General features: G+C 65.2%; 21 protein-coding genes. 9 read left to right on the top strand and 12 right to left on the bottom strand.

Going from position 1 to position 21,322, the window contains the following annotated elements:
* Positions 1 to 95: 95 nt before the first annotated feature.
* Both ACFOSU_RS08610 and ACFOSU_RS08605 read right to left on the bottom strand, forming a co-directional pair.
* Positions 96 to 1,061 carry an alpha/beta hydrolase gene (locus tag ACFOSU_RS08610; protein ID WP_380688472.1) on the bottom strand — a complete coding sequence of 322 codons (966 nt, stop codon included), beginning with the start codon at positions 1,059 to 1,061 and terminating at the stop codon, positions 96 to 98.
* Positions 1,058 to 2,086 (bottom strand): YihY/virulence factor BrkB family protein, encoded by a 1,029-nt coding sequence (locus tag ACFOSU_RS08605; protein WP_380688470.1) that lies wholly within the window; start codon positions 2,084 to 2,086, stop codon positions 1,058 to 1,060. The genes ACFOSU_RS08610 and ACFOSU_RS08605 overlap by 4 nt, the downstream gene beginning before the upstream one ends.
* A gap of 158 nt (positions 2,087 to 2,244) precedes the next feature.
* Between ACFOSU_RS08605 and ACFOSU_RS08600 the strand changes: the two genes are divergently transcribed.
* Positions 2,245 to 2,625: a YbaN family protein gene (locus ACFOSU_RS08600; protein ID WP_380688468.1), complete on the top strand. Its 381-nt coding sequence runs from the start codon at positions 2,245 to 2,247 to the stop codon at positions 2,623 to 2,625.
* 136 nt (positions 2,626 to 2,761) lie between these two features.
* Positions 2,762 to 3,067 carry a carboxymuconolactone decarboxylase family protein gene (locus ACFOSU_RS08595; protein WP_380688466.1) on the top strand — a complete coding sequence of 102 codons (306 nt, stop codon included), beginning with the start codon at positions 2,762 to 2,764 and terminating at the stop codon, positions 3,065 to 3,067.
* A 26-nt stretch (positions 3,068 to 3,093) separates the two neighbouring features.
* Here the strand turns inward: ACFOSU_RS08595 and ACFOSU_RS08590 are convergent, their stop codons facing one another.
* Together ACFOSU_RS08590 and ACFOSU_RS08585 are read right to left on the bottom strand one after the other, a co-directional pair.
* Positions 3,094 to 3,894 carry a YiiX/YebB-like N1pC/P60 family cysteine hydrolase gene (locus tag ACFOSU_RS08590; protein ID WP_380688464.1) on the bottom strand — a complete coding sequence of 267 codons (801 nt, stop codon included), beginning with the start codon at positions 3,892 to 3,894 and terminating at the stop codon, positions 3,094 to 3,096.
* Between the two features lie 46 nt (positions 3,895 to 3,940).
* Positions 3,941 to 4,747, bottom strand: coding sequence for a crotonase/enoyl-CoA hydratase family protein (locus ACFOSU_RS08585; protein ID WP_380688462.1), 807 nt, complete (start codon positions 4,745 to 4,747; stop codon positions 3,941 to 3,943).
* Positions 4,748 to 4,998: 251 nt separating this feature from the next.
* On the opposite strand from ACFOSU_RS08585, the gene ACFOSU_RS08580 reads away from it, so the two are divergent.
* From ACFOSU_RS08580 to ACFOSU_RS08570, 3 genes are all read left to right on the top strand, one after another.
* Positions 4,999 to 6,804: a chloride channel protein gene (locus ACFOSU_RS08580; RefSeq protein WP_380688460.1), complete on the top strand. Its 1,806-nt coding sequence runs from the start codon at positions 4,999 to 5,001 to the stop codon at positions 6,802 to 6,804.
* A 32-nt stretch (positions 6,805 to 6,836) separates the two neighbouring features.
* Positions 6,837 to 7,628, top strand: coding sequence for an alpha/beta fold hydrolase (locus tag ACFOSU_RS08575; RefSeq protein WP_380688458.1), 792 nt, complete (start codon positions 6,837 to 6,839; stop codon positions 7,626 to 7,628).
* 76 nt (positions 7,629 to 7,704) lie between these two features.
* Complete coding sequence (locus ACFOSU_RS08570) at positions 7,705 to 9,027, top strand: NCS2 family permease (protein ID WP_380689221.1); 1,323 nt, start codon at positions 7,705 to 7,707, stop codon at positions 9,025 to 9,027.
* Positions 9,028 to 9,046: 19 nt separating this feature from the next.
* On the opposite strand, the gene ACFOSU_RS08565 is transcribed toward ACFOSU_RS08570, so the two are convergent.
* Positions 9,047 to 10,147: an AI-2E family transporter gene (locus ACFOSU_RS08565; RefSeq protein ID WP_380688456.1), complete on the bottom strand. Its 1,101-nt coding sequence runs from the start codon at positions 10,145 to 10,147 to the stop codon at positions 9,047 to 9,049.
* Positions 10,148 to 10,355: 208 nt separating this feature from the next.
* On the opposite strand from ACFOSU_RS08565, the gene ACFOSU_RS08560 reads away from it, so the two are divergent.
* The 3 genes from ACFOSU_RS08560 to ACFOSU_RS08550 are packed head-to-tail and all read left to right on the top strand — an operon-like array spanning position 10,356 to position 13,257.
* Complete coding sequence (locus ACFOSU_RS08560; protein ID WP_380688454.1) at positions 10,356 to 11,054, top strand: c-type cytochrome; 699 nt, start codon at positions 10,356 to 10,358, stop codon at positions 11,052 to 11,054.
* Positions 11,055 to 11,062: 8 nt separating this feature from the next.
* Positions 11,063 to 12,274 (top strand): c-type cytochrome, encoded by a 1,212-nt coding sequence (locus tag ACFOSU_RS08555; RefSeq protein ID WP_380688452.1) that lies wholly within the window; start codon positions 11,063 to 11,065, stop codon positions 12,272 to 12,274.
* Positions 12,275 to 12,288: 14 nt separating this feature from the next.
* On the top strand, positions 12,289 to 13,257 hold the full coding sequence (locus ACFOSU_RS08550; protein ID WP_380688450.1) for a 2-hydroxyacid dehydrogenase: 969 nt from the start codon (positions 12,289 to 12,291) through the stop codon (positions 13,255 to 13,257).
* Here the strand turns inward: ACFOSU_RS08550 and ACFOSU_RS08545 are convergent, their stop codons facing one another.
* The 6 genes from ACFOSU_RS08545 to ACFOSU_RS08520 all read right to left on the bottom strand — a co-directional run bounded on the left by ACFOSU_RS08545 (position 13,258) and on the right by ACFOSU_RS08520 (position 19,934).
* Positions 13,258 to 14,037, bottom strand: coding sequence for an enoyl-CoA hydratase/isomerase family protein (locus ACFOSU_RS08545; RefSeq protein ID WP_380688448.1), 780 nt, complete (start codon positions 14,035 to 14,037; stop codon positions 13,258 to 13,260).
* A 222-nt stretch (positions 14,038 to 14,259) separates the two neighbouring features.
* Positions 14,260 to 15,048, bottom strand: a complete 789-nt coding sequence (gene pstB, locus ACFOSU_RS08540) for a phosphate ABC transporter ATP-binding protein PstB (protein ID WP_380689219.1) — start codon at positions 15,046 to 15,048, stop codon at positions 14,260 to 14,262.
* A 75-nt stretch (positions 15,049 to 15,123) separates the two neighbouring features.
* Positions 15,124 to 15,972, bottom strand: coding sequence for a phosphate ABC transporter permease PstA (gene pstA, locus ACFOSU_RS08535; protein WP_380688447.1), 849 nt, complete (start codon positions 15,970 to 15,972; stop codon positions 15,124 to 15,126).
* 35 nt (positions 15,973 to 16,007) lie between these two features.
* A complete protein-coding gene (gene pstC, locus ACFOSU_RS08530; RefSeq protein ID WP_380688445.1) occupies positions 16,008 to 16,943 on the bottom strand; it encodes a phosphate ABC transporter permease subunit PstC in 936 nt (311 codons plus the stop codon).
* A gap of 106 nt (positions 16,944 to 17,049) precedes the next feature.
* Positions 17,050 to 18,093 carry a phosphate ABC transporter substrate-binding protein PstS gene (pstS, locus tag ACFOSU_RS08525; RefSeq protein ID WP_380688443.1) on the bottom strand — a complete coding sequence of 348 codons (1,044 nt, stop codon included), beginning with the start codon at positions 18,091 to 18,093 and terminating at the stop codon, positions 17,050 to 17,052.
* A gap of 146 nt (positions 18,094 to 18,239) precedes the next feature.
* A complete protein-coding gene (locus ACFOSU_RS08520; protein WP_380688441.1) occupies positions 18,240 to 19,934 on the bottom strand; it encodes a 2-isopropylmalate synthase in 1,695 nt (564 codons plus the stop codon).
* Positions 19,935 to 20,121: 187 nt separating this feature from the next.
* Between ACFOSU_RS08520 and ACFOSU_RS08515 the strand changes: the two genes are divergently transcribed.
* A complete protein-coding gene (locus ACFOSU_RS08515) occupies positions 20,122 to 20,586 on the top strand; it encodes an Lrp/AsnC family transcriptional regulator (protein WP_449329139.1) in 465 nt (154 codons plus the stop codon).
* Between the two features lie 20 nt (positions 20,587 to 20,606).
* Here ACFOSU_RS08515 and ACFOSU_RS08510 read toward each other — a convergent pair whose 3' ends face one another.
* A complete protein-coding gene (locus tag ACFOSU_RS08510) occupies positions 20,607 to 21,269 on the bottom strand; it encodes a hypothetical protein (RefSeq protein ID WP_380688437.1) in 663 nt (220 codons plus the stop codon).
* Between the last annotated feature and the right edge of the window lie 53 nt (positions 21,270 to 21,322).

Below are 21,322 nucleotides of genomic sequence, written 5' to 3'. Positions count from 1 at the left end.
TTCCGAACGATACGGTTCTGCGGGCAGTCGCTCGCCTTGAGCTTGCCTGTAAACGCCAGAGAGATCGCGGGACCAGGATCACGGCCCCGCGCTGGTCATTTTTGCGAGCCGGACAGGAAGCGGCTGACGCTTTCGAACAACTGCGGCGCACGCCGTTCCAGCAGCGCGAAATGGGTCGTGTGCGCGATTTCGACGTACTGCTTGTGTTCGCTGCCCAGCGCATCGAACAGGGTCAGCCCGTCCGCACGGATGGCGGTGGCGTCGGCGCTGCCGCGGATGACCAGCGTCGGCACCTTGATGGCGCCGGCATCGTAGCGGGGCCGTTCGTTGAAGGCTTCCCACAAATCCACGAGCACGCCGTTGGGTGCGCGCACGGCGTCGCCCGGTTCGTTTTTCAGCATCGCGGTGAACCAGGCCTCGAGAATCGCCGGATCGCGCCAGTCGTCCGGGTCGGCGGCCGTGATCTCGCTGTTCCAGCGCGTGCTGGCGTCATCGATGTTCTCGGTGCGGTAGGCGCCGAGCATGCGCAGTTGCGACGGGTCATCGCGGTCGGCCAGCCCCGCGATCCGATCGGCGCGGTGGCAGCAATAGACCGGCGCAAACAGGACGAGCCGGTTGATGCTGCCGGGCTGCGAGGCGGCATACATGCCGCTGGTCATGGTGCCCCAGGACCAACCGACGATATCGATGGTCTCGACGCCAGTGCGCTCGCGAATAGTGGCCACGCAATCGGTGATATCGGCAACCGCGGACTCGGCGCGGGCGAACGGTTTGTTATCGCGCGGCGGCGCATCGAGGGCGGCCGGCCGGGTCGAGGCGCCATAACCGCGCACATCCAGCGCATAGGCGGCATAGCCGTCGGCCACGGCGTGATCCAGCCAGCTCGAACCCGCCACGTCGAACATCGCCCCTGGATAGGTCGCGCCGTGCACGAACAAGATCGCCTTGCCCGGCGATGCCGGCGTCTCGCCGGCATATTTCTTGCGAAGATGGATATGTTCGCCGGGCGTTTCAGTACTGTGGATGCGCAGATCTTCGCAGCGGGTGGTGGCAAGAATCATTCGGGCGTCTCATCCTTTTCGAAATCGATTTCTTCGGCGCGCCGGGCCACGTTGTCGGCAACGAACGCGCCGCGCTCGCCCATCGGCCGGCGCCTGCTGACGGTCGTGTCCTCGGTGGTCTGGTATTCCAGCTGGGCGTTGAGCTCACCGCCGACCAGCATGATCAGAATGGTGATGTACAGCCAGGTCAGCACCACCACGACCGCACCCAGCGAGCCGTAGGTGGCCGAATAGGAACCGGAGAAGGCGACATAGACCGAAAAACCGAGCGAGCCGAGAATCCAGAAGATGGTGACCATGGTCGCGCCGATCATCACCCAGCGCCATTTGGGCGGGCGGCGATTGGGCGCGTAGCGATACAGGCCGGCGATCCCGAGCATCAGCACGAACGCCGACGCACCCAGGCCGAGACCGCGACCCACGGCCACCGCCCAGTCCGGAAAGTTGAGTGCGGCCAGCACCAGCGGCACGCCGGCGGCAAGCAACGCCACCGCGATCAGACCGGCAATGATCGCGAGCGTCAGCGCCAGCGATACCAGGATCTTGATCAGGAAATTGCGGGTCTCACGCTCGGCATAGACGACGTTGAGCGCCACCATCAGCGCGTTCGTGCCCTTGCGCGCACTCCATAGCGCCAGTACCAGGGTGAACAGGGCTGCGAAGCCGAGGGTGGCCTGCGGACGCCCGGCGACCTGGGTCATCTGGTCGGTGACGGTGCTGATGACGTCGCCGGGGACGATACCGTTGAGCTGCTGCATCTGGGCCACGACCTCGGCCGGGTCCTGGAACAGCCCGTAGAGGGCGACGAAGGCGGCAATGCCGGGAAAGATCGCCAGCAGTCCGTAGAACGACACGCCCGCGGCGATGATGGAGAGATTGTTGTCGCCGAAGGCATGAAAGACGCGCATGAACACGTCCCGCCACCCTTTCAACGGTATGCGTACCGGCGTATGTGCCTTGCGGCCCCGGCCATCGAGCTTGATCTCGGCGCCTGGCTTGAGTTTTTGTGCGTTACGTCTGTGCACCATCATCTCTGACCTGCGAATACCATGATCGAGTATACGCAGCGCACGCCGCCGCGGTCGCACTCGTGCGCGCCCATGACAGGCACGACGGGCGACGCGTAGCATCTGGCCATGCGATCGCTCCCGCTATTGGAATCTGCTGCCGCTCCGAGGATGGGATGAGCGCGCGTCCGACCCTGTTGCAGCGTTTTTTCGTGGCCGCGGCTGCGCTGCTGTTCGTGCTCGGGGTGCTCGGCGTATTTCTGCCGTTGCTGCCGACCACGCCGTTCATGCTCGCCGCGGTGGCGCTGGCCTCGCGCGGGTCGCCGCGCTTCGCCCGCTGGATCCGCGCCAATCGCTATGCCGGGCCGGCGCTGGCCCATTGGGAGCACGAACGCGCCATCTCGCGCCGCACCAAGATCATTGCCCTGGCCATGATCGCGGGCAGTGCCGGCATGGTCTGGTGGCATATCGATTACCGGCCCCTGGCAATCGCTGTGACCGGCGGGCTTTGTATCGTCGCCCTGTTCCTCGTCAGTCGCGCCGAGCCACGCGACTGAAGCGCTTGCCGGACGGCGTTCAATGACTTGCTGCGCGTGGACGGGCGCAATTGAATTGACAGCAATCGTTGCCCGGCGCAGTCTCGAAAAACCGCGAGATTCAATCCCGAAAAACGATCGAAGGAAGGTATGCGCCATGCATGACATGAAGAACCTCAACAAGCTCGACGTCCTCAACAGCAGTGCGAAGGACGGAATGGACGCATTCTGGGCCTTCGACAAGGCCGCCTTCGCCGACGGCGCTATCGATGGCAAGACCAAGCAGCTGCTGGCGCTGGCGACCGCCCTGACCACGCAATGCGCCTATTGCATCGAGCTGCATACCGACGCGGCGCGAAAGGCCGGCGCAAGCGATGAGGAGCTGGCCGAGACAGCGGTCGTCACAGCCGCTATCCGTGCCGGCGGCGCGGTCACCCACGCCACCCACATGTTCAAGAAATAACAACGGCCGGCGGCACCGCGCCACGCTCAGGGCCGGGTGTCGTCGTCCCACTCCAGTTCGCGATAGCGGGCCACGTCGTCGCCGAAAAACGGATACTTGATGACGTCGAAATAAGGCGAGTGATCGAAGTCGCGCGGCGTGATCAGACGCGCATCGCGTCGATGAAAGACCATATCGCCATCCGCACCGCGATGGATGGTTGGCAGAATCGGGTAACGCACACTGGCGAAGCCTCGTGCAATGAGCGTGGAGCAGATGGTGCGCGCCATGTCGCTGTGGCCGGCCTCGAACAGCGTCGAGCGCCACCGCCGCGGCAACAGACCGTAGGGAAAGAAGAACCGCAGCAGGTCGCCGATCTGACGCAGATTGTAGGGCGTGCCCAGGCGTGCGAGCGCGTACGCCACCACGGCTTGCGCGTCCGTCGCGCTCAGTTCGCGCGGCCGACACAGGCGCAGATGTTCGCGCGCGTAGCGGGTCACCGGCGACAGATGCACGCCGCGTCCGAGTTCGGCTTCGAGCAGAATCGAGGTCGCGTCGGTCACGCCCTCGGCGCGCAGGCGGCGTGTCGCCTCGCTCTCCTCGAGGTCGGCCAGCCGGCCCACGCACAGCGCCGCGTGGGTCCACGCGCTCAGGGTGACGCTCTGGATCACGCCCGAGATACGCGTCCGACCTTCGACGAGCACGATATCCGCCGGGCGCAGGTGCTCGCACAGACGGGCAAAATCGTTGCGCGGCATGCCCAGCGGGCGCGAATCCGCACCCAGCCATTTCACCGCGGGCGCCAGCAACCGGCTGCGCCAGTCCTGTTGTGGGCTGGAATCGCTCATGGTCGATCAGCGTAGCAAGACCGGGCGCGGCCGCGCTGCCGCCGACTCATGATTGGCTGTCGGCCGGGTCGAACCGACCGTGCCGTCCCGCGCCGGCTACGAAGCGCGCGGCGCCCGCGCGCCCTTCTCGCGCCAGCAGATCGGCCGCCTGCGCGCCCTCCTGCCGCAGCGCACCGGCCAGCGGCTTATCCCACTGTGCATACGCGGACGCACGATCGGCGCGCATGCAGTGCGGCGGGAAAGCCGCGATGTCGGCGGCCAGCGACTGCGCCGCGGTGAGCGCCTGCCCGTCGGCGACCACACGGCTGGCCAGACCCATGGCGAGTGCCTCGTCGGCGCCTACGCCGCGCCCGGTGAGGATCATGTCCAGGGCGCGGCCCTGGCCGACCACGCGCGGCAGGCGCACCGTGCCGCCGTCGATCAGCGGCACACCCCAGCGACGGCAGTAGACGCCGAAAATGGCCGACGTTTCGGCGACACGCAGGTCGCACCACAGCGCGAGTTCGAGGCCACCGGCGACCGCGTGGCCGGAGACGGCGGCGATCACCGGCTTGCTCAGTTGCAGGCGCGTCGGCCCCATCGGTCCCGGCCCGCTGCCGTCCGGGCTGACGCGATGCGCGCGCCCGGGGTCGTCGAGCGCTGACAGATCGGCGCCGGCGCAGAACGTACCGCCCGCGCCCCAGAGCACGGCCACCTGCTGATCGGCGTCGTTTTCGAACGCCTCGAAGGCGGCCCGCAACGCGTCGGCCATGGGCCCGTCGACAGCATTGCGGCGGCCGGCGCGATCGATGATCACAGTGGTCACCGGCCCCTCTCGTTCGACGCGAATCCCGGCAGCGGTGTCCTGGTCCATTGCGTGATCTCCTGTGTCGGTCGGCGCATGCCCGCCCGTTCGCGCACTGCGTTGCGAGCACGTCCGGTGAGTCAGACAGGCGTCATATTTTAGAAATATGGGCCGATCTACTGTATACTCCAGCTACATAAGCGGACACGCCTGTTCTGGGCCGAGCCGCTGCTCACGACGCCACCCGAAGCCTGACGCGGACTGCAATCTCGCCTGTACACGTCGCCACGCCGGGGGCGTCCCGTCAAAGAAGGATTTTCGTGGCCCGGGCGCGCACCATCGAACGTTCCAGCCTGTTACTCAGCCTGCTCGCCATCGGCGTGGGCATTGCCTCGGGTTACGGTGCGGCACTCTTTCGCGGCCTGATCTCGCTTTTCCACAATCTCGCCTTCTTCGGCGATTTCTCCTTCGTCTACGACGCCAATCTGCATACCGCCGCCAGCCCGCTCGGCCCGTGGATCATCCTGATCCCCATGCTCGGCGCGGTCGCTGTGACCTTCCTGGTCAAGAACTTCGCCCCGGAAGCCAAGGGCCACGGCGTCCCCGAAGTGATCGACGCAATCTACTACAAAAGCGGCATCATCCGGCCGAGCGTGGCGGCGACCAAGGCGCTGGCCTCGTCGATCTCGATCGCGACCGGCGGCGCGGTCGGGCGCGAGGGCCCGATCATCCAGATCGGCTCGGCGCTCGGCTCGACGGTCGGCCAGTTGACCCTGCTGCGCGAATGGCAGCGCAACACGCTGATCGCCGCGGGCGCGGCCTCCGGCATCGCCGCCACCTTCAACGCGCCGCTGGGCGGGCTGTTGTTCGCTATCGAGATCATCCTGCCGGAAACCAGCGGGCGCACGCTGATCCCGGTGGCTCTGGCGACCGGCGCCGCTGCCTTCGTGGGCCGCATGATCTTCGGCAACACGCCGTCGTTCGATATTCCGGCGCTGGCCAACAACGCGCTCGACGTCAGCTCGCCGGAGCTGCTGCTGGTGTATGCCGTGTTCGGCGTGGTCATGGGCCTGGCCGCGCTGGGGTTCACCCGCAGCATCTATCTGTTCGAGGCCGCCTTCGAGCGTATGCCCGGCAACGACTATATCCGCCACGTGATCGGCATGGGCCTGGTCGGCGTGCTCATGTATGCCTTCGTCTATTACGCCGGTCACTACTACATCGAGGGCGTGGGCTACGCCACCATCCAGGATATTCTGGAGAACACGCTGACCGCGCCCTGGCTGCTGCTGTTGCTGTTCGCGGCCAAGCTGCTGGCCACCTCGCTCACGCTCGGCTCGGGCGCCTCCGGCGGCGTGTTCTCGCCGGCACTGTATCTGGGCGCGACCCTGGGCGGGGCCTTTGCGGTCGGCATGCAGCATCTGGCGCCCTGGTTCCAACTGGATGTGGCGACCATGGCCGTGCTCGGCATGGCCGCCGTGGTCGCCAGTTCCACGGGTGCTGCGCTCACCGCCATCGTCATCATCTTCGAGATGACGCGCGACTATCACGTGATCATTCCGATGATCATCATCGTGTCGATCGCCTACGGCGTGCGCCAGTTCTTCATGCTCGACACGATCTATACCTTCAAGCTGACGCAGCGCAATCATCCGGTGCCGGCGTCGCTGGAAACCAATCTGTTCATGCTGCGCAAGGCATCGGATTTCTACGACCCACGCGTGGTGCGGGTGGGCAGCACCCGCGGCATGGCCGAGATTCGCCGGCGTTTCCGCCGCTTCGGCCGGCAGACGCCGAATGTGCTGGTGATGGACGTCGAGCAGAATATCCAGGCGATCTTCTCGTCGCGCCGCCACTACCGCCTGACCCGGCGCGGCGGGATCCGCAGCTGGGCCGACGAGCATATGGAAACCGAGTACATCGTGGTCGGCGCCGACGACATGATCTTCGATATCGTCGGCCGGCTGCGCGCGGCCAACTGCGAGGTGGCGTTGGTGACCAAGGATGGCAGCATGACCCATCCGCGCGAGGTCCAGGGCGTGCTCACGCTCTCGGACGTGGCCCGTAGCAGCCGTCTGGCACGACAGATGGAGCGCCGGCGCAGCAAGCCCAAAGCCAAGGCCTGAACCACCCTTCCGCGCAACACCAAGGAATTCACGTGCCCCATATCGACGTCAACGGCCAGCGCCTGTTCTATACCGACAGCGGCGGCGACAAGCCCGTCCTGCTGTTCTCGCACGGCCTGCATATGGACCACGAGATGTTCGCGCCGCAGATCGAGCGCCTGCGCGCCGACTATCGCTGTATCGCCTGGGACGAGCGCGGCCACGGCGCCACCGGCGCGGCCATGGCCGAATTCTCCTACTACGACTCGGCCGCCGACGCCGCCGGGCTGCTCGAGGCACTGGGCGTGGATTCGGCGGTCTGGGTCGGCATGTCGCAGGGGGGCTATCTGTCGCTGCGCGCGGCCCTGACCTACCCCGACAAGATCCGGGCGCTGGTGCTCATCGACACGCAGGCCCGGCCGGAGCCGGCCGAACGCATCGATACCCATCAGAAAACCCTGGCCGCGTGGCGCGAACACGGCCTCACCGACGCCATGGCCGACAACACTGCGCTGCGCATTCTCGGCGAGGGCTTTGCCGACACCGACGCCTGGAAGGCCAAATGGCGCCAGTTCACCGCCGACAACGTGTATTTCCTCTACAACGCGCTCGATACCCGCGACGACGTCAGCGATCGCCTGGGCGAGATCGACGTGCCGGCGCTGGTGATCCACGGCGAGGCCGATCGCGCGATCACTCTGGAGCGCGCACAGGATATGGCCGCACGGCTGACGCAGTCGGAGCTGGTGGTCATCGAAGGCGCGGGCCACGCCGCCAATCTGACCCACCCCGATGCGGTCAATCCGCCGCTCGTGGCGTTCCTCGCAAAGATCACCACGGGCTGATCCCTGCGCGAAAGGCACGGTTTTTGTATCCTCCGCGGCTACCGCGCACACCGACGGACCGACTGCCTTGAACGCCATCGCCCGCTATTTCGATTTCGACACGCTCAATACCAACTTCCGCACCGAGTGCGTGGCCGGCCTGACGACCTTTCTGTCGATGGCCTATATCCTGTTCGTGAATCCGGCGGTGCTGTCGCTGGCCTCGGTGCCGGACGCCGGCGGCCTGGGCATGCCGCGCGACGCCGTGTTCACCGCCACCGCCCTGGCGGCCGCCTTCGGCTCGCTGGTCATGGGTCTGCTGGCCCGGTTCCCCATCGCCCAGGCGCCCGGCATGGGCCTGAACGCATTCTTTGCATTCTCGGTGGTGCTGGGCATGGGCATCGACTGGCAGACCGCGCTCGCCGGCACCTTCGTGTCGGGCGTGATCTTCATGGCGCTGTCGCTGTCGAGCCTGCGCGAGAAGATCATCGATGCGATCCCGGCCGATCTCAAGCACGCGGTCGCTGCCGGCGTGGGCCTGTTCATCGCCTTCATCGGCCTGACCAGCGCCGGCATCATCGTCAATGACGATGCCCTGCTGGTCGGCCTGGCGCCGCTGACCGACCCGCATACGCTGCTGGCGATCTTCGGGCTTGTGGTGACCGTCATCCTGATGACCACCGGCGTGACCAGCGCGATCTTTCTGGGCATGGTCGCTACCGCCATTGTCGGCATGGCGACCGGGCTGGTGGGCCTGCCCGAGCATATTCTGGGGCGGGTGCCCGACGTCGGCCCGGTCGCGGGCGCGGCCATCAGCCGTCTGCCGGACGTGTTCACGCCGCATATGCTGGTGGTGGTGGCGACCATGCTGTTCGTGGATTTCTTCGACTCCGCCGGCACGCTCATGGCGGTGGCCCGACAGGCCGGACTGATCAAGGACAACAAGCTGCCCCGCGCGGGCCGGGCACTGTTCGCGGACGCTCTCGCCACCACCGTCAGCGGCCTGATCGGCACCTCGTCGACCACGGCCTATATCGAATCCGCCTCGGGCGTGGCCGCGGGCGGGCGCAGCGGCTTCACCGCGGTCGTGGTCGGCGTGCTGTTCCTGCTCGCCCTGTTCTTCTCGCCGCTGCTGGCCGTGGTCACCCAGGCGGTGACCGCGCCGGCGCTGATCGTGGTCGGCGTGCTCATGGCCGGCTCGCTGCGGCATATCGACTGGCATCATTTCGAGGTCGCGGTGCCGGCGTTTCTGACCGTTCTGCTGATGCCCCTGACCTACTCGATCGCCACCGGCATTGCGCTGGGCTTCATCGTCTATCCGGTGAGCATGGTGGCCGCGCGCCGGGGGCGCGATATCCATCCGCTGATGTACGCGCTTGCCGTGCTGTTCCTGCTCTATTTCGTGTTCCTGCGGGTCTGACCGGCAGCGGCCGCGCCGATCAGCGACCCAGCAGTCGGCCCAGCGGCCGCAGTTCCTCGATATGGTCGAAGGTGACCTTGAACACCACCAGCAGCGGCACCGCCATGAGCATGCCCGCCACACCCCAGAGCCAACCCCAGAAGAACAGCGCGAAGAACACCATGAGGGGGCTCATCTCGAAGCGCCGCCCGTGAACCGACGGGGTGACGATATTGCCCTCGATCACGTTGAGCGCAAATACGGCGGCGGGCGCGGCCGCGACGTGGGCCAGCGTATCGAAGGTGGCGAATGACGCGAGGGTGATCGCGGCCAGCGATATCGCGGCACCCGCATAGGGTGCGAAATTGAGCACCCCGACAATCACGCCCCAGAGGATCGGATCCGACATGCCGAGCATCCACAGCACCGCCGCCGCGCTTGCCCCGAGCAGGGTGTTGATGACGGTGACGGTGAGCAGATAATGGCTGATATCGCTCTGCAGATGGCGCACGATGCGCACCGCGTTGGCCCGGCTGCGGCCGCTGCGGGTCATCACCAGCAGCTTGCGGAACACGAAGCCCCGGCTGCAGAGCATGAAATAGAGCATGATCAGCGTCATGAACAGGATACCGGCCGTCCACTGGACGTTCTCCATGATGCGTTGGCGCAGCCCCTTGTTGTTGATCTGAATGGTGTTCTGCTTGGACGCCTTGCCGATCATGTCGGCGGCCGCTTCCTTGACCTCCTCGGTGGACTTGTTCATGTCCTTGATCTGCGCCTGCAGATCGTGGGTCTGCTCGTTGAAGGCCGAGAATGCCTCCGGCGCCCGATTGATCCAGTACTGCGCCGGCCCCATCAGCGAATAGATCCCGTAACCCAGGAGGGCCGCTACACTGCCGATGATCAGCACCGCGCTGATCGAGCGTGGTATGTGCCAGCGCTGCATGCGCGTGACCAGCGGCCCCAGCAGCAGGTTGAAGATCAGCGCCAGCGCCACCGGGATACAGATGAAGCGGGCGAAATAGAGCGTATAGAACACCAGCAGCACGAGAATCGCGGTCATGATGAACGAACGCACGTGGATCGGGCGTTCAAACAGACGCAACGTGTCGTCGTCGGACGAAGATGAAGATGATGCCACTCGCTGATTCCCCCATTGACTCACCGCGGCCGTGCACCGGCGCGGTATCCGTGGTCGCGCTCTTCGTGTCATGCCTGCAATCCGCGCAGGCATCATGAACGCTGCGGCCAAACGTGTTATGATAAACGTTTTCGGTTGCCACCGGCCCGGGCCAATGCCCGTTCCAACGTCGGCGCTACGGCGCACCGTCATCAATCAGGGGATGCGCATGTCCAGCGCTACACGCCGGCTGGCCGTGATTCTGCTGCTTTCAGGCACCGCGGCGGCGGCACACGGCAGTGGCGACGACATGAAGAACCGGGTCGAGGCCTGTAGCGCCTGCCACGGCGCCCAGGGCATCGAACTCGAGGACGGCTATGTGCCGCGCATCCACGGCAAGCCGGCCGGCTATCTGTACAACCAGCTGGTCAACTACCAGGCATATCGGCGCCGCAACACCAGCATGAATCATATGGTGAAGCATCTGTCGCACGCCTATCTCTACGAGATCGCGCATTATTTCGGCGACCAGCACACGCCCTATCCGGCGCCCGCCGCGAAACCGACGCCCGATCTCGCCCGGCGCGGCGAACAGCTGGTCCGCGACGGCGACCCCGATGCCGATATTCCCGCCTGTGCCGCCTGCCACGGCGAACGCCTGACCGGTGTACAGCCAAATACGCCGGGGCTGGTGGGCCTGCCGCGCCACTACATCATGGCCCAGCTGGGCGCCTGGCAGGTCGGTACCCGGCATGCCGCGGCGCCCGACTGCATGGCGAAGATCGCATCCCGCCTGAAAGGCCGCGACGTAGAAGCGGTGGCCGGCTGGCTGGCCGCGCATCCGATACCCGTCGATACCCGCCCGGCGGCGGTGGCCGTCGACGATCCGCCCATGCAATGCGGCAGCGTGCCCGCGCCCGAATCTTGAGACCCTCCATGCGTTTCGCCCTGGCTCTTGTCGCCGGTCTGATCGGTACCGGTCTGATTGCCCTGCGCGCCCAGGCCGCCGAGGACCCGGCAACGGTCAGCCGCGGTGCGTATCTGACCCGGGTCGGCAACTGCGCCGGCTGTCACACCGCCCCGGGCGGCGCCGATTTCGCCGGCGGACTGCATCTGGCGAGCCCCTACGGCACCTTCATCACCCCCAATATCACCCCGGATCGCACCACCGGCATCGGCGACTGGTCGAAACAGGACTTCTGGCATGCGCTGCACGACGGCCAGCGCGCGGACGGCGCGCCGCTGTATCCCGCCTGCCCCTACCCCAGCTTCACCCATGTCTCGCGCGACGACGTCGACGCCATCCACGCCTATCTGCAAAGCGTGCCGGCCGTCGCGCAGAACAACGCCGATCACGATCTCGGCTTTCCCTATCGACTGCGCTCGCTGGTCAATGTCTGGCAATGGCTGTATTTCGAGCCGGGCGCGCTGCCCGACAAGCCGCAGCAGAGCACAACCTGGACCCGCGGCCGCTATCTGGTCGAGGGGCTGGGTCATTGCAACGAATGCCATCGGGCACGCGGCCGACTCGGCGCGCTGGACGACGCCGACGATGCACCGGGTGCGATGATCCACGGCTGGTATGCGCCGCCGCTGGCCGATCCCGCCCAGGCCGGACTGCAGCAGTGGCCCATCGACGCGGGCGCGGATTTTCTCACCGCCGGCAAGAGCGAACGGGCCACCATGATGGGGCCGATGGCGGACGTGGTGTTCGACAGCCTGCAATACCTGCACGACGACGACGCACTCGCGATGGCGACTTATCTGAAGTCGATTCCGGTCCAGACGATCGCCTCCCCTCTGCGCCTGATCCGGCTGACCGAGAACGGCCGCCAGGACGCCATGAACATGGGCCGCGATATCTACGCCGATCATTGCGCCGAATGTCACGGCGACCGCGGCGAAGGCAGCGACGAAGCGCCGGCGCTCGCCGGCAATCGCGCCGTGACCATGGACAATCCCGTCAACGTCGCCAACATGATCCGTTCGGGTGGCTTCGCGGCGGCCACCCGCGGCAATCCGCGCCCGCACGGCATGCCCCCGTTCTACGATTTCGACGACCGCGAACTCGCCGCCGTGATCACCTACATCCGCGGCAGCTGGGGCAACGATGCGGCCCCGGTGACCGGCACCAACCTCAAACGCTGAAAGCTGTAACTCCGATGCAAAAACACGTCCTCATTTTCAGCGACGGCCTCTCCGGCGCCCAAAAAGGGCGGCTGGCGCAGCGCTATGTCGTCCACGATTTCAGCGATCGCGACGCCGGAGCCGACAACCCCGATTTCGCGGCCGCCCTCGCCCAGGCCCACGGCCTGATCGGGGTGCGCATGGCCTGGAGCGCGCAGCAGCTGGCCCGGGCGCAGGCGCTGGAAGCCGTCTCCAGCATCTCGGTGGGCGTGGATAACTACGACGTCGATTACCTGAGCACGCACGGCATCACCCTCTGCCACACGCCCGACGTGCTGACCGAAACCACCGCCGATACTGCGTTCACGCTGATGCTGACCAGCGCCCGGCGCGCGGTAGAACTGGCCAATCGGGTGCGCGCCGGGGAATGGCGCGCCCCCGTCGGCCCGGCCGAATACGGCGTCGACGTGCATCACAAGCGGCTGGGTATCGTCGGCATGGGCCGTATCGGCGCGGCCATTGCACGCCGCGCGCACTTCGGCTTCGGCATGTCGGTGAGCTATCACAACCGTTCGCGCGCACCGGCGCTGGAAGCCGAACTGGGCGCCGAGTACGTGACGTTCGACGCGCTGCTCGAACACAGCGATTTCGTCTGCGCGACCGTGCCGCTGTCTGCCGCGACCGAAAACCTGTTCGACGCCGCCGCGTTCGCGCGCATGAAGCACAGCGCGATCTTCATCAATATCGCGCGCGGCGGCGTGGTCGACGAAGCCGCGCTGGTCGCGGCACTCGACAACGGCGATATTCGGGCGGCCGGCCTCGACGTATTTCGCGACGAACCGATCGATGGCAACCATCCGCTGGCCTCGCGCGACAACGTCGTCGCCCTGCCGCATATCGGCTCGGCGACGTTCGAGACCCGCGCTGCCATGGCCGATCTCGCGGTGGACAATCTGATCGCGGCGCTTGAGGGCGATACGCCGGCGGCGGTCTTCAAGCGTTGATCAGCCCCGGCGCTTGCCGGCGCGGCGCGCATCGATGAATGCCTGCATCAGCCGCTGCGGCTCGCCGCTGGCATAGGCTTCGTTCTGGGCCCGTACCGCCGCCTCGCAGGTGGCGTCGAACCCGGCCTGGGACTGCTCGCGAAAACGCGCCTTGGTCAAGCGTATCGGCGTGGCCGGCAACGCAGCGAAGCGTCGCGCAGCCGTCAGCGCGGTATCCAGCACCGCGTCCCGATCCACCATGTCGTTGAGCAGACCGAGTGCCTGCCCCTGGACACCATCGATGAGATCGCCGGTCAGCGACATTGCCACGTTGCTGGCATGACCCAGGTGAAGGGACATCAGCCAGGAACCATAGATGCTGGCCAGTCCAACCTTGACCTCCGGCTGGCCGAGCCGCAGTTCGGGATAGCCGACACGCCAGTCGGCGAGCAGCGCCAGCTGAAAACCCACGCCGGTGGCGACACCGTTGAGTGCCGCGACCAGCGGCGTGTCGAGCGCACGCAGGCTGGCCAGCAACGCGCCGTGGTGGCGTGTCCACGCGGCGACGGCCTCACCCTCGAAGGCGACCGCTTCTTCCAGATCCTGGCCGGCCGAGAAGGCCCGCGGGCCGGCGCCGGTGACCACGATGGCGCGCACGTCGGCATCGGCATCGAGCCGCGCCAGACCAGCGATGAGTTCGTCACGCATGGGCGCATGCATGGCGTTGAGTACGGCCGGGCGATCGAGCGTGATCTGCGCGATGCCGTCCTCGATGAGCTGAACACGAATGAAATCAGGCATGACGGTCCGGTTCTACAAACAGCCCGTCAGCATAGCGCCGCCTCACCCTCGCTGCGATCCTTTGCCTTGAATGGATCACAACATTCGGACACGTCAGTTCGCGCGATTGCTTGTACCAGGCAAGACGCCGCAACGCGTCATGGCCATAGCCATGGCGAGACGCCGCAACGCCGCCGAACGCAGAAAAGCGCCGAGACCTTTAACCTGACACCGTGCGGGACGCTAGCCGTAGCGGCCGTTGATATAGTCCTCGGTGCGCTTCTTGCGCGGATTCGTGAACATGGTGTCGGTGTCACCACTTTCGATCATCTCGCCCAGATACATGAACACGGTGAGATCGGATATGCGCGCGGCCTGCTGCATGTTGTGGGTCACGATCAGCAGGGTGTAGTCCTTCTTGAGCTCGGTGAACAGCTCCTCGATGGCACCGGTGGAGATCGGGTCCAGCGCGGAGGTGGGCTCGTCGAGCAGGATCACTTCCGGCTTGACCGCAATGGTGCGGGCGATGCACAGGCGCTGCTGCTGGCCACCCGACAACGACTGGCCGTTCTGCTTGAGCTTGTCCTTGACCTCGCCCCAGAGCGAGCTGCGCTTGAGCGCCCATTCGACACGCTCGTCCATTTCGGACTTGGACAGGCGCTCGTAGAGCTTCACCCCGAAGGCGATGTTGTCGTAGACACTCATCGGAAACGGCGTCGGTTTCTGAAACACCATGCCGACCCGGGAGCGCAGCAGGTTGGGATCGACCTTGCGATCGGTGATGTCGTAGCCGTCCATGCGGATGGTGCCCTCGGTGCGCTGACCGGGATACAGGTTGTGGATCCGGTTGAAGCAGCGCAGCAGGGTCGACTTGCCACAGCCCGAAGGGCCGATGAAGGCCGTGGTCTGACGATTCGGCACCGCCAGCGTGATGTTCTTCAGCGCATGGAAATCGTCGTAGTAGAAGTTCAGCGCGTCGACCTCGATCTTGGAGGCGACCTCGTCTCGGGTCTGACGGGCTTCGACGGTCATGCCGGTCATGTCGGCGGCGCGGGTAATACTCATAGCGATGATCCTTTGAGCGATGGGCTCGAACCGGTCGGGTTCTCAGCGCGCAGCGAAGCGCGCGATGATATTGAGCAGGAGAATGGCGATCGTCAGCAGCAGCCCGCCGGTCCAGGCCAGCTGCACGAGATCGGGGATGAAGGAGTTGATGGTCATGTTCTGGTAGATCGTCATCGGCAGGTTGGCCATGACGTCATTCATGTTGGTGGTCCACTGATTGGAGTTCAGCGACGTGAAGATCAGCGGCGCGGTCTCGCCGCTGATGCGCGCGCAGCCCAGCAGCACGCCGGTGATGATCCCGACGCGCGCGCCGCTGTAGCAGACCTTGGTGACGATCAGCCAGCGGTGGGCGCCCAGCGCCGACGCCGCCTCGCGCAGATTTTGCGGCACCAGGCCCAGCTGATCCTCGGTGGTACGCACCACCACCGGCAGCAGGATGATGGCCAGGGCCACGCCGCCGGCCCAGCCGGAGAAATGACCCAGCGGCTGCACCATGATCGCGTAGATGAACAGGCCGACGATGATCGACGGCGCCGACAGCAGAATATCGCTGATGAAGCGAATGATGCTGGCGAGCCTGCCGTCACGCCCGTACTCGGCCAGCCAGGTGCCAGCGGCGACGCCGACAATAGTACCGATCACGGTACCGGCCGCGGTCATCATCAGACTGCCGACAATGGCGTTGCCCAGACCACCGCCCGACATGCGGGTACGCTCGCTGAACGTCGACAGCGACAGCCCCGGCACGCCCTGGATCAGCAACTCGGCCACGATCAGTGCCAGCCAGCTGACGCCGACCAGGGTCGCGCCGGTGCAGGCGAATACCACGATGCTGTTGACCCAGCGCCGGCGGCGGTAGAGCGCCATATCGGCCACGGCAAGACTAGACATGGGTGATCTCCACCGGCGTGCGGTAAATAGCGTGCTCAAGCATTACGTCGATCCATCCGACTGAGCATCACCCGGGCCACCGCGAGCACGGCGAAGGTGATGATGAACAGCACGAGACCGAGCGCGAGCAGCGCCGAGCGCTGGGCGCCGTCGGCCTCGGGAAACTGGTTGGCGATCAGCGCCGCGATGGAGGTGCCCTGGCCGAACAGCGTCGGCGCGAAGAACAGGTTGTTGCCGATCACGAAGGTGACCGCCATGGTCTCGCCCAGGGCGCGGCCCAGGCCGAGAATGATGGCACCGACCACGCCGCCCTTGACCGACGGCAGCATGATGTAGCGCACGACTTCCCAGGTCGTGCAGCCCACGCCGTAGGCCGACTCGCGGATATGCGTGGGCACGGTCATGAGCACGTCGCGGGTGACCGAGGTGATGAACGGCACGATCATGATCGCCAGGATCAGACCCGCCGTGAACAGACCGGTGCCGGCCGGCAGAATCTGCGGAAAATGCGACTGCAGGAAAGGCGCAAGCACCTGCACGCCCCACATGCCATAGATGATCGACGGCACGCCGGCCAGCAGCTCCACCGTGGTCGCCAGCGGCTGGCGCAGCCTGGAGGGACATTTTTCGGTCAGGAAGATGGCAATGCCGAGCGAGATCGGCGTGGCGATGAGAATCGCGATCGCCGACGACACCACGGTGCCGTAGATCGCAGGCAGTGCGCCGAAGACTGCCTGATTGGCCGACCAGCGGTTGAGCGTGAAGAAGCTCAGGCCGAGGTCGGAGAACGTGGAGTAGCCGGCGATCAACAACGAAGCCATGATCGCGAACAGCGTACCCAGCACCAGCAGGGCGAAGAAGAACGTCGTGCCCTTGAAGGCCAGGTCCAGCCGATGATTGCGCCCGAGTGCCTTGAGCCGATGGTCATCGGCGCCGAGCGGGGCCTGCGACGGGTTACCGGTAGCTTGCATGTCGTATGCTCTTGTCAGTCACGCCCGTGGCAGAGGCGGGAAAAGCCGCGGGCACAAAAGGCCCGCGGCTGTTCTGCCTGTTCTGGCAGGGCAATGCGTAGAGGTTCTACTTCCAGACGCTCTTGCCGTCGCTGCTCTTGATCTGGGTCCAGACCTGCTTGCGTACGAGGTCCGCCACGTTCGACGGAATCGGCACGTAGTTGAGCTCGGTTGCGGCGTCGTTGCCGTTCTTGTAGGCCCAGTCGAAGAAGTCGAGCGCGCGCTTGGCGGCTTCGGCATCGCGGACATCGGTGTGCATGAGGATGAAAGAAGCACCCACGATCGGCCAGCTGCCTTCACCCGGCTGATTGGTGAGCACCAGATACATGCCCTCGGCGTCCTTCCAGTCGGCGTTGCCAGCGGCCGCCTTGAAGCTGTCGATACTTGGCTCGACGAACTCGCCGTTCTTGTTCTTCATGCTGACGACGTTGAGCTTGTTCTCGACCGCATAGGCGAATTCGACATAGCCGATCGCGCCGTTGATCTGGCCGACCTGCTTGGCGACGCCGGCATTGGCCTTGGCGCCCACACCCTTGGGCCAAGCCACCGACTTGCCTTCACCGACGTTGCTCTTGAACTCGGAGCTGACCTGGGCTAGATAATGCGTGAACAGGAAGTTGGTGCCCGAGCCCTCGGCGCGATAGACCGGGGTGATGTTGGTGCTCGGCAGCGACGCATCCGGATTGAGCTTGGCGATCGCCTTGTCATTCCACTTGGTGATGTTGCCTTGGTAGATATCGGCGAGGGTCTTGCCGTCGAGCTTGAGCCCGCCCTTCGAGACGCCCTCGACGTTTACGACCGGCACCACGCCGCCGGTGATCTGCGGCCACTGGACCAGCGAATCCTTCTTGAGTTCTTCCGGCTTGAGCGGCGCATCCGAGGCACCGAAGGTCACGGTACGGGCGCTGATCTGCTGAATACCGCCACCCGAACCGATGGCCTGATAGTTGAGACCGATATCGGTGTCGTCCTGATAGGCGTCGGCCCACTTGGAATAGACGGGGTACGGGAAGGTGGCACCGGCGCCGTTGATCGACTGTGCGGCGATGGCGCCCGCACTGCCGAGCACAAGAGCACCCGCGGCAGCGGCGGCGAGTAGACGTTTGTACATGCAATCTCCTGGATCGGACGCGCATCGCGCCCCTCGTAAATTGGCAGGAGAAAGTCTAGGCGGCCTCTATGACAGTTTTAAGACAAAACCGTGAAACATAAAAAACCCCGCGTATAGCGGGGCTTAGGAACGCCGAAAGGCGTGGTTCAGCTGGCCAGCGCGGTCAGTCCGCCGCGCTGGCCGGTCTCGTCGGCCTCACGCGAGAGATTGATCGCGCCGATGATGGCCTGCAGCGACGCACTCACCGTGTCGCTGTCCTCGGCGACGGCCGGAATCCGCACCGTGCCGTGGCGCAGTTGCACGAAGGCGATGGCATCGGCGTCGCTGCCCATCGACAACGCGTGTTCGCTGTAATCGACCACGGCGACGTCGTCGCCCGAATGTGCATGCCAGGCATTGATGAACGCGGACAGCGGGCCGTTGCCGCGGCCTTCCAGGGTGAACTGCTCGCCGTCCTGCTCCAGCGTGACCACCAGCGACTGGCCGTCGGAGGCCCGGCTCAGCCCGTAGTCGACCAGCGCAATCGGCGCCCGCCGCGCGAAGTTGGCGAACAGCAGATCGCGGATCTGCGTGCTCGACAGCTCGCCGGCGGTCTTTTCGCTTTCCGCCTGCACATGCGGGGCGAGTGCGAGCATCATCCAGCGCGGCAGATTGATGCCGAAATCCCGCTCCAGCAGGAACGCCATGCCGCCCTTGCCCGACTGGCTGTTCACCCGGATCACGGCCTGGTAATCGCGGCCGATATCGCGCGGATCGATGGGCAGATAGGCGACCTGCCAGTGTTCGTCCGGCCCCTGCTTGCGCAGCGACTTGCGGATCGCATCCTGGTGGCTGCCGGAAAACGCGGTGTATACCAGCTCGCCCACCCAGGGATGGCGCGGATGCAGGGCGATGCCGGTGCACTCGTGCACCACCCGGATGATCTTGTCCGGGTTCGACAGGTCCAGCTCGGGATCGATGCCCTGGCCATAGAGATTCATCGCCAGGATCACGATATCCATATTGCCGGTGCGCTCGCCATTGCCCAGCAGCGTACCTTCCACACGCTCGGCACCGGCCAGCATGCACAGCTCGGCGGCCGCGACCGCGCCACCGCGGTCGTTATGCGTATGCACGGACACGATGACCGACTCGCGGTCCTTGATGTTCTGGCAGAAATACTCGATCTGGTCGGCGTGATGATGCGGGCCGCCCAGCTCCACCGTATTCGGCAGATTGAAGATGATCCTGTTCTCGGGCGTGGGCTGCCAGACATCCATCACCGCCTCGCAGATACGTACCGCGAACTCGGGCTCGGTCGTCGAGAAGCTCTCCGGCGAATACTCCAGCCGCCAGTTCACGTCCGGGCGCTTGTCGGCGTTGGCCTTGACCCGCTTGGCGCCGGCGACGGCGATATCGATGATGCCGTCCTGGTCCAGTTCGAACACCCGCTCGCGCTGCACGGTGGAGGTCGAGTTGTAGAGATGGATGATGGCCTTGTTCACGCCCTCCAGTGATTCGAAGGTGCGATCGATCAGGTGATCGCGGGACTGGGTGAGCGCGGCGATGGTCACATCGTCGGGAATCCGGTCTTCGTCGATCAGCCAGCGCACGAAGTCGTAGTCGGGCTGACTGGCCGACGGAAAGCCGACCATGATCTCCTTGATGCCGACCTCGATCAGCAGCTGCCAGAGATGCTTCTTCTGCTCCACCGTCATCGGTTCGAGCAGCGCCTGATTACCGTCGCGCAGATCCTCACTGACCCAGATCGGCGCCTTTTCGAGGTCGCGATCGGGCCAGGTGCGGTCAAAACCGGTCACCCTGGGGGCGGGGCGATACTTGCGATGGTCGAAACGAGTCATGGTGTTGTCCTGTCAGGCTTTAGGTCGATGCAGATCCGATCGGATTGCATCGCCGTTATTGTAACGGCTTGGTGTCGGCAGCAAATTGCCTTCTGAGGGCAATAATCGCCGTTTAGGGAATTATTCTGCTATTAATGTGCGGATTGATAGTATTTAATTGCTGACAATGAACGACACACGCAACACCATTGACCTCGACCGCTTCGATCGCCGTATTCTCGAGATCCTCCAACAGGACGGACGGATCAGCAATCAGGCGCTGGCCGAGCAGGTCAATCTGTCGCCCTCGCCGTGCCTGCGCCGCGTGCGTGCGCTCGAGGCGGCCGGGCTGATTACCGGCTATCGGGCGCTGGTGGACGCGCGTGCGCTGGGCTACGGGCTGACCGCGCTGCTGCTGATCTCGATGGATGCACACACGCCGGAACGCTTCGCCCATTTCGAGGCGCGGGTCGCCGAACTGCCCGAAGTCCAGGAATGCATACTGATCACCGGCCAGGAGGCCGATTATCAACTGCGCATTGCCGTGGTCGACATGGATGACTATCAGCGCCTGCTGTTGCAGCACATCACCCGTATCGCGGGCGTCTCCGGTGTGCATTCAAGTTTCGTGCTGCGGCGCGTGCTCCACGACCGGGTGCTGCCGCCGCGTTAGCGTGGTCGGAGGCCGCGCGGTCAGCGGGTATCGATGAACACCAGCCCGTCGAGCAGATCCTCCAGACGGGCCATGCCGTCATCGACGTCGAACGGCGGTTTCGAGGGCTTTTCGGGGCCATAGACCCCGGGATTGGTACCGGTCACGATCAGATCGATGGCGACACACTGGTCGTCGTGCACGCCGCGATAGCTGTGCACTCGACTGTAGTGGTTCATGGCCGCGTTGTCGTGATCCATGCGGGTGAAATCGACCCCGCGCAGGCGTACGTGCTCCGCCTGTTCGCTGCCGGGGGTCGACTGGCAGACGTCGACTGCGCGGGTGTCGTCGCTGGCCCCGACGCGCAGCACCGCACGGGTGATGTCGTTGGACTCGGGCAGGGTCAGCGACAGCAACGCCGCGCCCGGAATATTCGCGGCCACATCGGGATTCCAGCGGTCGCCGAGGAAATAATCGGAGACAAACGCATGCGCGACATCGAGACGCGACGGGTAATCGAACACGATGCCGTAACGGTCATTCTCGAAGCGCGCCATGGACGACCCCGGCGCCGACGAAGGTTCGATAGGCTGGCCGCGGCCGCTGGCACAGCCGCTCAGGCCGGATACGGCGATCACTATGCCCAGGGCCAGCGCGCATGCCGGTTTCTTGTGTCGCCAGCCATTCGTCGCCGTGTCGTTCATTCGTTTTCGTTCCTGTTTATATGTGCATAGTGCAGACAATAGGCCGCTAATGC

This window comes from Salinisphaera aquimarina, assembly GCF_042643355.1.
In the GTDB taxonomy this organism is placed as follows: domain Bacteria; phylum Pseudomonadota; class Gammaproteobacteria; order Nevskiales; family Salinisphaeraceae; genus Salinisphaera; species Salinisphaera aquimarina.
This window is presented reverse-complemented; position numbering and strand designations above follow the sequence as displayed.